13 protein-coding genes are annotated in these 14,346 nt (G+C 54.9%); 4 read left to right on the forward strand and 9 right to left on the reverse strand.

All coding sequences use genetic code 11. The annotated features are described in order from the left end of the window. The first annotated feature begins 82 nt into the window (after window positions 1–82). Complete coding sequence (locus CQ011_RS16270) at window positions 83–700, forward strand: GNAT family N-acetyltransferase (protein ID WP_105678741.1); 618 nt, start codon at window positions 83–85, stop codon at window positions 698–700. 7 nt (window positions 701–707) lie between these two features. Here the strand turns inward: CQ011_RS16270 and CQ011_RS16275 are convergent, their stop codons facing one another. Then, entirely contained in the window at window positions 708–2,621 is a 1,914-nt protein-coding gene (locus CQ011_RS16275; protein WP_105678742.1) for a penicillin-binding transpeptidase domain-containing protein, read from the reverse strand. 72 nt (window positions 2,622–2,693) lie between these two features. Then, a complete protein-coding gene (locus CQ011_RS16280; protein ID WP_105678743.1) occupies window positions 2,694–3,230 on the reverse strand; it encodes a GNAT family N-acetyltransferase in 537 nt (178 codons plus the stop codon). A gap of 480 nt (window positions 3,231–3,710) precedes the next feature. On the opposite strand from CQ011_RS16280, the gene CQ011_RS16285 reads away from it, so the two are divergent. The 3 genes from CQ011_RS16285 (at window position 3,711) to CQ011_RS16300 (ending at window position 6,414) form a co-directional block, all read left to right on the forward strand. Then, the gene (locus CQ011_RS16285; RefSeq protein WP_286161239.1) at window positions 3,711–4,526 is read left to right on the forward strand and encodes a glucosamine-6-phosphate deaminase; all 816 of its coding nucleotides are present in this window, start codon (window positions 3,711–3,713) and stop codon (window positions 4,524–4,526) included. A 50-nt stretch (window positions 4,527–4,576) separates the two neighbouring features. Continuing rightward, the gene (locus CQ011_RS16290; protein ID WP_105678744.1) at window positions 4,577–5,020 is read left to right on the forward strand and encodes an SRPBCC family protein; all 444 of its coding nucleotides are present in this window, start codon (window positions 4,577–4,579) and stop codon (window positions 5,018–5,020) included. Window positions 5,021–5,886: 866 nt separating this feature from the next. Next, window positions 5,887–6,414 (forward strand): hypothetical protein, encoded by a 528-nt coding sequence (locus tag CQ011_RS16300; protein WP_105678746.1) that lies wholly within the window; start codon window positions 5,887–5,889, stop codon window positions 6,412–6,414. 74 nt (window positions 6,415–6,488) lie between these two features. Here the strand turns inward: CQ011_RS16300 and CQ011_RS16305 are convergent, their stop codons facing one another. The 7 genes from CQ011_RS16305 to CQ011_RS16335 all read right to left on the reverse strand — a co-directional run bounded on the left by CQ011_RS16305 (window position 6,489) and on the right by CQ011_RS16335 (window position 14,165). Beyond that, a complete protein-coding gene (locus tag CQ011_RS16305) occupies window positions 6,489–7,292 on the reverse strand; it encodes an inositol monophosphatase family protein (protein ID WP_181148166.1) in 804 nt (267 codons plus the stop codon). Beyond that, window positions 7,293–9,533 carry an NAD-dependent DNA ligase LigA gene (ligA, locus tag CQ011_RS16310; RefSeq protein ID WP_105678747.1) on the reverse strand — a complete coding sequence of 747 codons (2,241 nt, stop codon included), beginning with the start codon at window positions 9,531–9,533 and terminating at the stop codon, window positions 7,293–7,295. A 91-nt stretch (window positions 9,534–9,624) separates the two neighbouring features. Then, complete coding sequence (locus CQ011_RS16315; RefSeq protein WP_105678748.1) at window positions 9,625–10,554, reverse strand: PP2C family protein-serine/threonine phosphatase; 930 nt, start codon at window positions 10,552–10,554, stop codon at window positions 9,625–9,627. Next, window positions 10,555–11,766 (reverse strand): adenylate/guanylate cyclase domain-containing protein, encoded by a 1,212-nt coding sequence (locus CQ011_RS16320; protein WP_105678749.1) that lies wholly within the window; start codon window positions 11,764–11,766, stop codon window positions 10,555–10,557. It abuts the gene before it with no gap. Then, on the reverse strand, window positions 11,763–12,314 hold the full coding sequence (locus tag CQ011_RS16325) for a hypothetical protein (RefSeq protein ID WP_105678750.1): 552 nt from the start codon (window positions 12,312–12,314) through the stop codon (window positions 11,763–11,765). Before CQ011_RS16325 ends, CQ011_RS16320 begins: the two co-directional genes overlap by 4 nt. 86 nt (window positions 12,315–12,400) lie before the next feature. Further along, window positions 12,401–13,267: a biotin--[acetyl-CoA-carboxylase] ligase gene (locus CQ011_RS16330; RefSeq protein WP_105678751.1), complete on the reverse strand. Its 867-nt coding sequence runs from the start codon at window positions 13,265–13,267 to the stop codon at window positions 12,401–12,403. A gap of 40 nt (window positions 13,268–13,307) precedes the next feature. Continuing rightward, window positions 13,308–14,165 (reverse strand): SDR family oxidoreductase, encoded by an 858-nt coding sequence (locus tag CQ011_RS16335; protein WP_105678752.1) that lies wholly within the window; start codon window positions 14,163–14,165, stop codon window positions 13,308–13,310. Window positions 14,166–14,346 lie beyond the last annotated feature (181 nt).

A 14,346-nucleotide genomic window follows, 5' to 3' on the forward strand; every position in this document is an offset into this window, starting at 1 on the left:
CAAGGGCTAGTGTTGTTCAGACTTCTTTGACAAATAGTTTGTTTTTCTCTTTGCTAACAAACTTCCGTGGCGACTAGATAGCATGGGTTTCATGTTCGGTGAGGCGCAGTGGAATAAAATGGATCAGGCCCAAGACTATGGGAAGAACCTGCTCTGTGATGAGCAGGTAGATTTGCGCGAAGTGGAACCAGAGGATCTTGCGCAACTTGCCCAATGGTGGAATGACCCGCGTTGGGCAGTGTTACAACAACGGATTATCAAACCCCGACCGTCCCAATCGGTGATGGAAATGCTAGCTAGCTGGAGCGTAAACAAACCCCACAGCGGTGATGCTGGATTTAGTATTTTTGAATGCCAGGATGGAGGGCTCATTGGGCACATCACGCTCAGCGGTGGATCCTTGCCACACCGCGCCGCCGAGTTAGCTATCATGCTCGGCGGTGACCAGGTAAACCGAGGCTACGGGACCCGGGCCATTGGTCTCATGCTCAAATACGGCTTCGCGGAGATGGGTCTAAACCGTATAGGGCTGAGAGTCGCCGCCTATAACACTCGCGCGGTACGCGCTTATGAAAAAGCAGGCTTCATCCTTGAAGGACGAGAACGAGAGATCTATTTCCATCAGGGCCGTTTCCACGACCAGCTAATTTTCAGCGTTCTCGCCCGTGACTACTTCGCGGCAGTTGCGCCCGCAAGCTAGCCGGTGCCTACTTACCAACCTTAGTGAGGAAGTCGGCAACTAGCGGACCGGCAGTTTGCGCTCCCCCATCACCATCTTCAACAAAGGCTGCAACAGCCAGATCGCCTTGGGCGGCAATCACCCAGGCGTGAGCGTTGCGTTCGGCGTCGTATTCAGCGGTGCCACTCTTGCCAATAATTTTTGACCCAGGAACCGACTTTAATGCTTTGAGCGTTCCATGATCCACCGTGCCGGCCATCATTTCTTGCAACTGTTTCGCTTCTTTTTCAGTTAGCGCGTTCTTAGCCTTGGCAGGTTCTTTCACCTTCGGGCTCAGCACGAGTTGTGGATGTACGGTGCTGGCGTTAGCAATGGATGCCATTACTGTTGCCATGCCCAGAGGCGAGGCTTCCACCACACCCTGTCCAATCATGTTTGCAGCCAGCTCGGTACCTTCGGAATCATCTGGCACCGAACCGATAAATGCTTCGGCGCCGGTTCCATCATCTGCCAGTAGCCCTAATGAGCTGGCGGCGTCGGCCACCGCTTTGGCCCCAAGTCCCTCACCTGCATTGACGAAGACCGTATTGCAAGATTCTGCAATGGCTTCTGCAAATGGAATCGCACCCAGCGCTTTGGCGGGGTAACCGTCATAGTTCTTAAAACTTTTCCCATCTACCTCGGTACTTGCCGGGCACTGCACCTTGCTCTGGGGTGCTTCGCCGTCACGCAGCATGGCAAGGGCACCGACTACTTTGAAGACGGATCCCGGTGCGTAGCGCCCTTTAAGTGCCGTATTCAGCCCGTTGGTTTCTGGTCCGGATGCGGCTGCGAGAATTTGGCCGGTGGAAGGTTTGATGGCCACGATGGAGGAAGCTGAATCAGTTTCAGCAACTAACGACTCTGCAACGGTCTGCATATTCTCATTGAGCGTCAGTTTGAGATCTTCGCCTGCGACCGGTTCATTGCTCAACAGTTCGGCCACCGCCTCGTGGTCCGCGTTGTAGCGGGAAACGGTGACGCCTGAGCTCCCAGCTAGTGACTCGTTATAGGCCGCTTGCAGACCGGAAAGACCCACCTGGTCACCGGCCTGAATTTTGCCTTCAGACTTTTTGATAATTTCAGCGGTGGCCTGTCCGACGCTTCCAAGGATTGGTCGGGCGAAGGTACGCGTGGGTGCTAAGGGCATCTCATCAGGTTGCCCGATGGCACCTGGGATCCCGGTAATGTCGTCATCACTTACCTCGCGGCTGGCGTCATCACGCAATACGATGGCCTGCACCCACGCCTTGGCCCCAGACTTTTCGACCCGATTAGCGAATGAATCTTCATCGATCTCAACTAATTTGGCCAGACTACGTGCCGAGGAATCCCACTTGTCCGCCTCGGTGCGAGTCTTGTCGATGCCGACCCGCACCACCGGACGATTCTTCACTAGGGCATTACCGTTACCGCCCAGAATCTGTCCACGTTTGGCTTCGCTAAATCGTGCGTCAAGATATTCGCCAGCGACCAAGTCGGGCGCGAGAATCGCCGGGTCGAAGCGCAGTTTCCACTGCTCGGCGTCCTGATCATATTCCATGACCGCTTGAGTTTCATAGGTGAGGTCGTTGTCGGAGGAGTCAACATCCCACGTGGTCTGCACGGTTGCGGTAGCCGTTTTTACCCCGTCTTGGGCTTCTTCGTCTTGCGCAGCATTGAGCACGGTGTGGGTATGGTTGATCTCGCCCATCGGACCAAAGGCTGTTTCGACGCTTTTGTTCACGATGCTTGCCTCGCTTCCAGCGAGTGGCACCTGACTAAAGTCCCCGGAACCGAGCGCGGCGGTCAAGGCCTCGGCAGCGGGTTTTGGGTCCGGCGTTGCTGCGCTGCACGCAGTAAACGTGCTGGCAACGAGCGCGGCGACGGACAGGGCAACAACACTTCGGGGGAAACGACGCATGGCGTCAGTCTATGCACTTCGAACTGCAGCGCGCTAGAACGGCTCGCCACATGTCAGCGTTCGGTATGCGACTTAGTTAGCTAAGTTCAGCGAATACACCACAAGGCGGATATCAGTATCTGGAACTACCCAATCGCGTTCGGCCCGGTGGATGAATCCCAGTGACTCGTAAAGACTTCGTGCTGCTAACCAATGTTGACCGGTGGTTAGCGAGACCGTATGTACGTCGGCCAGTTGGCGGGCAAAGTCAATCGCCGCCACCACCATCGCTTTGCCAGCGCCGGTGCGTTGCACGCCCGGATCAACGCTGAGCATACGGATTTCTAGCTCACCTTCTAGCGCAATATCAGCATATTCATTACCGGCTTGAATGAGTGTCATCGAGGCAACCAGATGACCATCCTTGCGCGCTACCAAGATGTCACAATATTTATCGCGTCGGGCAACCTGGCGAACAAACTTTAGGTATTCGTGTTGCGGATCCGTAAAGTGTCCGGCCTGCATATACGCATCAACCGTTAGCTGGCCAATTCGTTCATAGTCGGCCGCGGTAGCGGCTTCGATCAGTATTGGGCTACTGGTAACTTTGGCATCATCAATTTCAGACATGGTTCTACTATTTTGTCACCAATTCTCAATCTTCAAAGCCCTTTGTACGGTTTCTTCCGCTACTTTGAATTTTGCGCAGTTTATGTCATTCCGCGTGAATTCACTGATGAGTGATCCGGTGGCGAAGGCATGAAGATGTTGTGATGATTTGACGTGAAATAAAAGACAGGGTTGCTGTGCTGCCTGCCAGCAACCAGTAAACTGGTAAGCATTGCCCTCGGGCATACGGTCTTTCTCTTTGATCACAATGTTGTGCTCGCCTACGCCATATCCATGGCTGAGGAAATAGCTTTCCTTCTAATCACCCCTAACCGGATTGATTTTTGGCTTCCTTCGGAGCGGTGAGAAGTTTTAGAGAAGTACAGACACAACCCAATAATTTCAATTTGTAAGGGACAACGTTTTGGTTCAGTTCCAAAAGTTTGCGCTTCGGCGCGTAGCCAGTCCTCACTAATTTTATTTTTACTATCAGATCGGAGAGTGAACGACTTGCGCGTTCTCATTGGTTCATCCGCGGAACATGTTGCTCGCATTGCAGCAGATAACGTCCTTGCAGGATTAGCACACCATGGGCATGGAAAAAATCCCGTACTTGGTGTCGCTACGGGTTCATCCCCCTTGGGCTTGTATCGCGAGTTACGTGTGGCGGTTGCCGAAGGACGAGCAGACTTCTCCAACGCACAAGGCTTCGCCTTGGACGAATACATCGGCATCCCCGATACCCATGAGCTCTCCTACCGTCAGACACTGATCACCGAAGTATGCAATATTTTAGGCCTGCCCGTCAGCGGTCTACACACTCCCCGCGGCATGGCAGATTCTGTCGAGGAAATCGAAGCTGCCGCACATGCGTATGACCAGGCCATCAAGGCTTCTGGTGGCGTACAGGTCCAGATTCTTGGCATTGGTAGCAACGGCCATATCGGGTTTAACGAACCTGGAAGCGCCTTACGAAGCCGTACCCGCATCAAGCGTTTAGCCGGGCAGACTCGTATCGACAATGCACGCTTTTTCGACGGTATCGAACACGTTCCTACCCATTGCGTGACTCAAGGTCTGGGCACTGTTTTGGAAGCCGGACGCCTAGTCCTCGTGGCTACGGGAGAAGCTAAAGCAGAAGCCGTGGCGCTAGCAGTCGAAGGTCCACTGTCTGCATCATGCCCAGGTTCGGTACTACAACTTCACCAAGACGCTGTGGTTGTCCTCGACGAGGCCGCCGCGGCTGGTCTGAAGAAACGCGCCTACTACGATGATGCGGCAGAAGGAATCAGCCTAGAGAACCTGCGAGTCCACTAGGCTGATTTCAATACGGCCATTGACCTACCGGGAGTGCAAGACTGAGAACTATGGCAGTCTATTTCGAATGCGTTACCCAAACTCAGATGAGTCGAACCGAACTATTTGACCGTTCACGGAGCATCGACGCGCACCTAGGTTCAATGTCTCAGACCAAAGAACGAGCTGTCGCTGGAGTGCTAAGTGGCCTAATCTCCCTCGGTGAGCAGGTCACTTGGAAGGCCCGACATTTTGGAATACCGTTTCGGCTCACCACGAAAATTACGGCCATGGATCCTGCTCGCATGTTCATTGATGAACAGTTACGTGGACCGTTTAAGTCATTCCATCATGTCCATGAATTCTTTGACGCGGACGGCATGACAATGATGATTGATCGGGTCAGTTTCGCGGCACCTTTCGGCCCCCTCGGATGGGTGGCCGAAAGGTTAGTTCTAGGCTGGTATATGCCTCAGTTGATCAGGCAGCGAAACAAATTTCTTTTGGAAAATTAAGGCTCAAACAACAGAGTATCTAGATGGTCCAAGATGTTCGGTGCTGGCTCATTATTGTCGGCAGTAACTGCGAATGAGTGGGAGTATGCGGCACAGGAGTCTACGTCCCCACACTCATCATATGGACTACCTGAAACTAGCATCGTAGCCGCCCCATGGGGGAAATCCGTAGGGATCGGGACTTCGTCGCTGAATGACCCATCTGTATTCACACGAATTTCTCGTCCCTTCAGAGGATCCTTTTCGGAGTACTCCGAAATTAGCCGAAGCGTATAGCCCTTCCCCTCTGCATAACCCAGATCGCATTTGGCAGCGGGCGCGGAGACGGTAATCGTCCCTCCTGGCTGGGCCGTCGTATCTGAAAGAGACATGGCTTCAGGGAAACACTGTTCTTGGGCCTTGGAACAACCAGTAGCTAAAAGTAACGGCACCATCAGCGTGATAGCACCCGCTAAACCATAAATTCTCTTCGGACTGCTCTTCAAGGTTTTACCTTTCCAGTGCACGCTACTGCTGCTAAATTTCCAAGACGCAGAACCTCGTAGCGGTCGCCACAATATGATCTTTGCATTCGAGGATCACGCCTGCGACCTGACAATTCTTTTATTCAATCCTACGCATAAAAAGAATTGATAGCTAGGATTCAGCCCCGACAGGAACTAATTTTTTACCTCGTGTGTCCCAATTGCGTGGTTTCTCAGACGATACTTATAGGCTTAAGTCCGTCCGCATTTAGACTCGCAGGGCCGTGACAACAGAGCCAACAAGCAAGGAACCGTCTCATTACCGCTCAAATTCAGCGACTCGATTCCCGAAATGACCGTATCGGAAAAATTGCGCTATTCCTCTCGCATATTTTCACCCCAGTGATCTTAGCCAGCTTGCTGTTGCTTTCCACGCCCTTGCGGCACAGCGAAGTCTCTTGGGTTGAAGTATGCGTTGCTACAGCTTTCACCATGGTGCTTCCGTGGCTGTATCTGCTGTGGTCCACCTACCGCGGAACAGTGAGCGATTTACACGTCACCAGGCGCAGTCAACGTCATAAAATATTCGCTCTCACCGCGGTATCTATTGGACTTGGACTCCTATTGCTGAGCCTGATGGGCGCAAGCCAGCGGATATTTGTGGAAGTACTCTCTATCTTGGCCGGGTTACTCATGGTGGCAATGATTAACCTGTGGTGGAAGGTCTCTGTGCATATGGCTGTCGGCTGCTACGTGGCGCTACAACTTTGCACGAGTCTGACATTGGTCCCACCCGTAGTGTTCTTCATCGCGGTGCTCTCGTGGTCCCGCATTCGTAGCCAGCAACATACCCCCTCGCAGGTCTGCGGCGGCGTCATTGTTGGTGTAGCCGTCAGCTACCTTAGCGGTTGGATAGCAATGCTCAGCTAACCGCTCCAAAAACGCTTCTGGCTCGCATCAGTCCCCCTTTCTAAGGGGCACCGATGCGAGCCAGAGATGTTTAACTACACTTTAGGGCTAACCAGTTTGGTGGTATCAACCAACCCGGCATATTGCCATCCGGGGTACCCCACCGGTCGCCCCACCGGGGTGCCGGTTTCTTCAGCGATCAAGGCACCGGCAGCCCAATCGTATTCTTGAGTGCCAAATTCCGCGTAGGCGTCCAAGGACCCTTCGGCGACTAGACACAAGTCCAGGGCAGCCGAACCAATTCGGCGAATATTGACAAAATCTGGCAGCAGTTCGGTCAGTACGCTTAGTTGGAATTCACGACGTTCTGCGTCGTAGCCAAAGCCGGTGCCTAACAATTTGGCATCCGACTCTACCGGGCCGGTGAGCTGGGTGATCTTCTTGGTACGTAGATCATGTTTCCAAGCTCCCTGACCCCGTCCGGCGAAGTATTCGACCTGCAGTGCGGGTGCAACGATAGCTGCGGCCACCCATACGTCGGTACCGTCATCTTGTCGCTGGCATACGCCTACCGACGAGCAGTAATACGCGATGTTTCGCACGAAGTTTGTCGTGCCATCCAGTGGGTCAATACTCCAGCGGTAGCCACTGGGATTGCTTGGCTTCTGGCTGGGGAATTCTTCACCGGTCAGTTCGTCGTTAGGACGTGCGGTGAAAATCGTGGCACGGATGGCTTCCTCTGCTGCGCGGTCAAAGTCGGTAACCCAGTCCCCCGCAGCAGATTTTTCATCCGTATTAAACTTTTGCTCATCACGGCCGGAGAGTACCTGGGCACCGGCAGCAGCAGCGCGCCGTGCCAAAAGTACCAGTGGGTCATGCGCTATCTTTTTGTTCTCCACTTAGGCTCCTTCACTTGCCTTTATTGCGACCTCGCGGGCAGCATCCGGTCCTCGTTCAATCAACACCACGAAGCCAGCCTCATCCAGTACTGGAACCCCTAGGGACTGAGCCTTATCAAGCTTTGACCCGGCAGCCTCGCCGGCCACCAGGAAATCTGTCTTCTTGGAGACGCTTCCGGTGGCTTTCCCGCCGCGAATAATGATTGCTTCTTTAGCGGTGTCCCGGGAGAAGTTCTCCAACGTACCGGTGACCACAATGGCCAATGAATCTAGATGCTTGATGACATTTTCGTCTTGCTCATCTTCCATCTTCACCCCGGCTACTTGCCACTGGGTGACAATGTCACGATGCCAATCAACTTTGAACCAGTCGACCAAGGCTTCGGCAATAATTGAACCCACCGAATCGATCTGACTGAGCTCATCGACTGCCGTCGGTGATTCCAAGGCTTCTAAGATTGCGTCCATAGACCCGTAGCGGGTTGCAATGGCGCGTGAAGCGTTAGGTCCAACGTGACGAATCGACAGGGCGACCAAGACGCGCCAGAGTGGATTGCTCTTAGCCTTTTCCAGCTCATCGAAGAGCTTTAACGTGCTCTTGGTAGGCGCCGACGGCTTTTTCGCCGTGGCCTTGGTGTAGAAGTACGGCACCAGTTCGAACTTTCCGGCGCCTTCACCCTTGGAGCGTTTTTCGCGCCAGACCTTTACCTCGGCAAGCTGCTCAAGCTTGTCTTTGAGATCAAAAAGTTCGGCTTCGTTGTGCAGCGGACCGGCGCCAGCTGGCAAGATCAAACCGCCCTGAGTGGCAGGGTCTTCACCCGGTCCACTGGTCAATGCCGCAGCAGCCTCGTAGCCCAGCGCCTCGATGTCCAATGCGCTACGGCCGCCGAGGTAGGCTACTCGTTCGGTGAGCTGTACCGGGCACGATTCAGCATTGAGGCAACGAATGTCCACGTCGCCTTCCTTAGCCGGAGCCAGTGGCTGACCACAAGATGGGCAAGAAGTAGGCATCACAAATTCACGTAGTTCCGTATTACCCTCACGCAAGGCGAGCACCGGACCAACAATCTCTGGGATCACGTCTCCGGCTTTACGCAGGATCACGGTATCGCCGATCAACACATTCTTAGCCTTAACAACTTCTTGGTTGTGCAAGGTGGCGCGCGCGACGGTGGAACCGGCTACCAGCACCGGCTCCATCACGCCGAAGGGAGTCACTCGTCCGGTGCGACCGACCTGCACCTGGATATCGAGTAGTTTGGTGTGGACTTCCTCCGGCGGGTATTTATAGGCCACCGCCCAGCGTGGCACACGCGAGGTGTAACCTAGCTGCTCTTGTGTGGCCAGGTCATCAACCTTGATGACAATTCCATCGATGTCGTGGATCAGCTCATGGCGCTTTTCACCATTCTCCGCGATAAAGTCGGTGACCTCGGAAAGCGAGGTGACTACCCGACCATAAGGAGAAACTGGCAGACCCCAATCACGCATCAGCTCATAGGCTTCGGACTGATGCGTCATGGCAAAGTCTTTACTACGCCCAAGACCGTGGACAAACATCCGCAGTGGGCGCTTTGCGGTCTGCGCTGGATCTTTTTGGCGCAGTGAACCGGCGGCTGCGTTGCGGGGGTTCGCCAAGGGCGCCTTGCCGTCTGCGATCAGCATCTCGTTGTAGGCGTTAAAGTCGTCCGTGCCGATGTAAACCTCACCGCGGACTTCAAATTCCTGCGGGTATCCGCTGCCGCTCAGTTCTTGCGGGATATCGGCGATGGTCAACGCATTATGCGTTACGTCTTCACCGGTGGTGCCGTCGCCTCGGGTGACCGCACGCAACAGCTTTCCGTCACGATAGGTCAGGTTCAGCGCCAACCCATCGATTTTTACTTCGCACAACCACTTCATGGGTGATTCAGGATGAAGCTTTAATGCGTTGGCTTGGGCTCTCTCCAGCCACACGGTGAGCTCTTCAATCGAAAAGACGTCCTCTAACGAGTACATCCGGCTGGCATGAGTTACCGAGGCAAAGGCGCTGCTGACCTCACCGCCGACTTCTAACGTGGGTGAATCCTGGCCCATCAGAATCGGGTATTGGCTCTCCACCAGCTGCAGTTCGTGGAATAGCTGGTCATACTCGGAGTCCGAGACCATCGGAGCGTCCTGCAAGTAGTACGCCTCGCGATGCGCACGCACTTGTTCCACCAGCGCTGCATAGCGCTCACGAACGCTATCCGGTGGGGTCATCGTGGAGTCTGTTGGTGTTACTGGATTTTCACTCACGTATCCAATTGTGCCCCAACTAGGCGACGCTTTGAGCCTTGCGAGCTCCGCGTGTTTAAGAGTCTGCGGCGGGTAACACGTCGATGACTACCACCGCGATATTATCCCGGCCTCCGGCTTCTAACGCAGCCTGAGTCAAAACCTGAGAAGCCGCTTCACGTTCCGGATAGGCAATGAGAATTTCTTGGATTGCCTCTTCGGTCAATTCCCCGCTCAAACCGTCACTGCACAGCAGATAACGATCACCGATGCGCGGCTGCAATACGGTCAAATCCGGTTGGCTGTCGGCCCCGGCACCTAAGGCCCGAGTGATCAGGTTACGGTGTGGGTGGCTACGTGCCTCAGCCTCGGTAATCTGACCGGCGTCCACCATTTCTTGCACCGCAGAGTGGTCTCGGGTGAGTTGACGCAGTTCTTTGCCGCGCAGGCGATAACCGCGCGAATCACCGACGTTGATCAGCAACAAGCTGGTGTATTCGGCGCTGCTTTGGGTTTCCGCACTGACCTTCTCGGTCCGTGCCCGATGCTCGGCCAACATTTCGGGGGTAATCTTGCTGAGCACATCGGTGTTTTGGCTCATCTTGAAGCTGCCGGTCCACGGTGGGATCACCATTGGCTGGCTCACCTGGTCACGGCCGGGTCCTGCACTGCGAATCAAAGCCAGGGCACAAAGCGTGGTGCCACCACGCGATTCCAGCGCATCTCGGATGCGGTCATCGGCTAGTTGGACCTGCTTTTGAACTTGCTCGACGGTGGGTAGCCGGCGCGCTATGGTTTTCAGGCTGAAGGTGTTCAGCTCTTCGAGAGTTTCTACGGCCAGCTGACTTGCTACCTCGCCCGCCTCATGGCCGCCCATCCCATCGGCCACCGCCTGGACCACGTCAGTGATCAGGATACGGTCTTGATTGTCTTGGCGTTTGAGCCCGACATCTGTTTGCCCGCAGACGGCAAGGCGGAAGCTTTCGAATTTCTCTTCAGAATCCATTTAGTCCAGCACCAGCCTGCCACCCTCACCAGCGGAGAGTTCATAGGGTTGAATTTCACCGAAACCGCGCACCGAGGTTATTTCTTGAGCAGTGAGGATAAAGCGTGCGTCTTGTTTCAGCGTGTTCGCGGTAACCGCGTCGGTGAGTACCATTCCGGGCTCCGCCAAGGAGGTCAGCCGAGCCGCCAAGTTAACCGTGGGACCGTAAATATCTCCCAGCCGGGAGAGCAACCGTCCCCAGACCACCGCCACACGGGTGCGCGGCAATAGTTCATCGGCTTCAAATTCACGCGAAAGCGCCAATGAAATTTGGGCTCCCGCCTGCGGAGTTTCGGCCACGAATAAGACTTCGTCGCCAATGGTTTTAACTAGTCGCCCGCCACCCACGGAAATGATTTCGGCACTCTTTGATTCAAAGCGCTGCACCATTTGGGCTAGGGTGCGTTCGTTCATCCGACGTGACAAGGAGGTGTAAGAAACTAGGTCGGCAAAGCCGACCGCGCGGGCCAGCGGCAGTGGAGTTCCGTCGTCATCACCTGAGTCTTGGTTATAGGCCGCCACTCCGGCTTCGGCGCGTAGTGCAAGGCGGTGAATTCCGGCGTTGAGCTGGCGACGCCAGGAGTAAACCAACAAATCTTCCAAGGGACCGATAAGATCCGGCAGACTTTCCAGAAGTTGCCGACGTGCTTGTCGGTCACTCATATTCTGGTTGGCGACCATATCCTCAACAATCGCCTCTACCTGCCAGACCACCATGCGGTCTGTCATTTGCCCTACCGAGCGCATCAGTGAGATGGCGGTTTCGTCGGTGAGTTTTCCTTCGCGCACCAGATCAACCATGGTCTTCAGGGCTTCGGTATCTCGTCCACTGAAAAAGACTTCGTCGTCGCCGAGCTCTGGGAAGCCCATGGCGCGCCAAAGTTTGCGTGCCGAGAGTAGCGAAACACCGGCGTCGGCGGCTACCTCACGACGTTTAAACTCGCGTGGCCCGCCAATCAGACGGTGTTCCAAATCGGCCATGTGATTTTTGACCGCGTCCGAGGCATGATGTGGAACTTGGAGTGGGCTTTTCATGGCTTGGGCCAATTCGGCGATGGGGTCTAGTTCCGCCGGGTTCTCAGGATTAGTGCTGTGCTCACGGGCTTCTTTGACTGCCTCAGAAGCCGCCTGCGGGGTATCTGGGCGTGAAGGATTGGAGTTGTCGGTGCTCATAGTCCAATGCCCTCACTGTTCGATGCATCTACCGCGGTGTTAGTTCTCTGATGCTGGTGCACGTTGTTCATCGTCTCGATGGCCAAGGTGCGGAAATAAGATACTGCGGGCACATGCATGATACGCACATGTCCATGGCTTAATACAACGTCTAGGGTCCCGGGTTTCGTGCTAACCGCCTGTTGCTTGGTGTGCGCAATCAAATCACGCACGGAATAAAGACCAATAGAATCTAGGTCCGCGCGACCATAGGAAGTCCGAAATAAGATCCGCTCGGTGGTCAACACGATGCAGGTGCGTAACCAACGAACCCACGGTGTGACGCACCAGATCAGCACGAGTATGAACCACAGCACTGCGGATAAAATCATCCAGAGCTCGGATTCGTTCGTGAGCCAATCTGAAAGGTCTTCACGGGAGAGGTAACCGAGTAGAAACGCGCACCCAGCGGTGAGGAATAAAAAGACGGCAAAAGGTTGGCGTAACACTCGGGAATGTTCTCGGGTCTTGATGACCACGCGCTCCCTGTCATGTAACGGCACCTTCATCGTCGAGTTCCTCGCCCCTCCTACCGTAAGTTCTTCCGAACAGTCATCTCATCTAATACTAGTCCGCGTACTCTGCGCTTGGCTTGTTAAGCGTATTTACCGTCGGCGCGCCGCACATGGTGCACGTCGCCGGCCAGAATGCGGTGCCTTTGCCCCGTAGCGTCTTGTACCACCAGTGCCCCATCTTCAGCCAGTTGCACTGCACTACCGACCAAAGTTGATCCGTCGGGAAATTCCACGCGTACTTCTTGATCTAGGGTAGCTAGTCGTTCCGCCACCAGTTCGCGCAGTGAGTGGTTCCCAAAAGGTTTTAAGGCCACATCACTTTGCCCGCCCACCGCTCGGAATGCTGCGTCGAGGGCAACAAACTGACGCAGATATTCGGCAAGCAACGCCGAACGGTCCACGCGGTTACCGCCGGCTAGTCGAAGCGAGGTTGCTGTTTCCACGGGCAATTCAGCTGCCTCTTGGTCAACGTTCATACCGGTGCCCACCACCACGGCAAAACCTTGGGGAGTTTGCACCATTTGGGCCAAAATCCCGCAGATTTTGCGGTCACCAGCAAGTAAGTCATTGGGCCATTTGATCCGCGCGTTAACAGGAACTAGCTCTTGGACTGCGCGAGACCAAGCCAACGCCGCCAGCATCGTGTACCAGCTCAACGACTGTGGCTCCATCGCGGTGCCCGGCGAAGCCAAGATACTCACGGTGATTGCCGACCCGGCTGGCGTCACCCATTCGCGTCCCAAGCGCCCCTTACCCTGTTGCTGGTGCTCGCTGAAGTACACGCTCAGGTGGCTAGCCAATCCGTCGCTTGCCAGTTGGGCAAGTTCGGTGTTGGTGGAGCCGGAGCTGGGGACCACCTTAATGAAGCCAAGCCGCAGTCGTGCGGCCAGCTCTTCTAAGGGGGCCGGGTCCAGTACTGCCCGTGCCGCCACGGTTTCAGGGTTCATGCTTTAAGCCTATGACATCCCTTGCATTGAAAACTTGTTTTTAGAGGAAGATGTCCTCGATGAGTTCGGCCTGCGGATTTACCGCATATTTCTCCAGGTCACTAATTCCGCACCCTTCGAGCACCTGCACGTCGGTGAAGAAGTTCCCGCTGACTCCCTGTGGGTCACTGGCAAGAATGCACATCGCGGCGTCCGCCACGATATCGGTGGTGCGAGCGGCCTGGATCATCTTCATTCCACCGGGCATAGCTCGAATGGCGGCGGTATCAATCAAGGTTGCTGGCCACAGTGAATTCACCGCAACACCCTCATCTTTGAGTTCTTCGGCTAGTCCCAGCGTGGTCAGCGACATGCCGTATTTGGCCATGGTGTAGCCCAGGTGAAGTCCTGCCCAGTGTGGATCTAGATTCAGCGGCGGCGACAGGGTCAGAATGTGAGCGTGTGAGGATTTGCGCAGGTATGGCAATGCCGTTTTTGAGAGCAGAAACGTCCCACGCACGTTGATGTCTTGCATTAGGTCGTAGCGTTTCATGTCTAGGTCATCGGTTTTTGCCAGGTTGATTGCCGATGCGTTGTTGATGACGATGTCGATGCCACCAAATTTTTCCACTGCCGCGTCCACCGCGCGCTGTACGTCCGCGTCTTCACGCACGTCGCCGGCGACCGCCAAGCCGTGTCCGCCGGCCGCATTGATCTGCTCGACGGCCGTGTGAATGGTGCCTTCCAAACTGGGGTGTGGCTTATCGGTTTTGGATAGCAAGACCACGTTGGCTCCGGCTTTCGCGGCGGCGAGGGCGATGGCCAAGCCAATGCCGCGACTACCTCCGCTCATCAATACCGTGCGGCCCTTGAGCCGAGTTATTTCTGGGGCGATCTCACTGCGCGATTCATTAGTCATGTGACCTAGGTTACGCGATGTTCTCACGCTAAGCTACTCATGAGTAACATATTCTGGTGTGCTTCACGTTCACACCCCGGGCATTTTGTGAGTTTCCTACAACAAAAACCGCAAATAACCCGGTTAGACTGACTTAGTTGGCATTTTTCTTGTGCCATTCCTACACATCAGCTGAACCCGA

Source organism: Arthrobacter sp. MYb213 (assembly GCF_002979915.1).
GTDB lineage: Bacteria > Actinomycetota > Actinomycetes > Actinomycetales > Micrococcaceae > Glutamicibacter.

Bases quoted from the DNA above. Each gene is read 5' to 3' on its own strand.
- CQ011_RS16270 (WP_105678741.1), top strand. From the start codon at position 83: ATGGGTTTCATGTTCGGTGAGGCGCAGTGGAATAAAATGGATCAGGCC.
- CQ011_RS16275 (WP_105678742.1), bottom strand. From the start codon at position 2,621: ATGCGTCGTTTCCCCCGAAGTGTTGTTGCCCTGTCCGTCGCCGCGCTC.
- CQ011_RS16280 (WP_105678743.1), bottom strand. From the start codon at position 3,230: ATGTCTGAAATTGATGATGCCAAAGTTACCAGTAGCCCAATACTGATC.
- CQ011_RS16290 (WP_105678744.1), top strand. From the start codon at position 4,577: ATGGCAGTCTATTTCGAATGCGTTACCCAAACTCAGATGAGTCGAACC.
- ligA (WP_105678747.1), bottom strand. From the start codon at position 9,533: ATGACCCCACCGGATAGCGTTCGTGAGCGCTATGCAGCGCTGGTGGAA.
- CQ011_RS16315 (WP_105678748.1), bottom strand. From the start codon at position 10,554: ATGGATTCTGAAGAGAAATTCGAAAGCTTCCGCCTTGCCGTCTGCGGG.
- CQ011_RS16320 (WP_105678749.1), bottom strand. From the start codon at position 11,766: ATGAGCACCGACAACTCCAATCCTTCACGCCCAGATACCCCGCAGGCG.
- CQ011_RS16325 (WP_105678750.1), bottom strand. From the start codon at position 12,314: ATGAAGGTGCCGTTACATGACAGGGAGCGCGTGGTCATCAAGACCCGA.
- CQ011_RS16330 (WP_105678751.1), bottom strand. From the start codon at position 13,267: ATGAACCCTGAAACCGTGGCGGCACGGGCAGTACTGGACCCGGCCCCC.
- CQ011_RS16335 (WP_105678752.1), bottom strand. From the start codon at position 14,165: ATGACTAATGAATCGCGCAGTGAGATCGCCCCAGAAATAACTCGGCTC.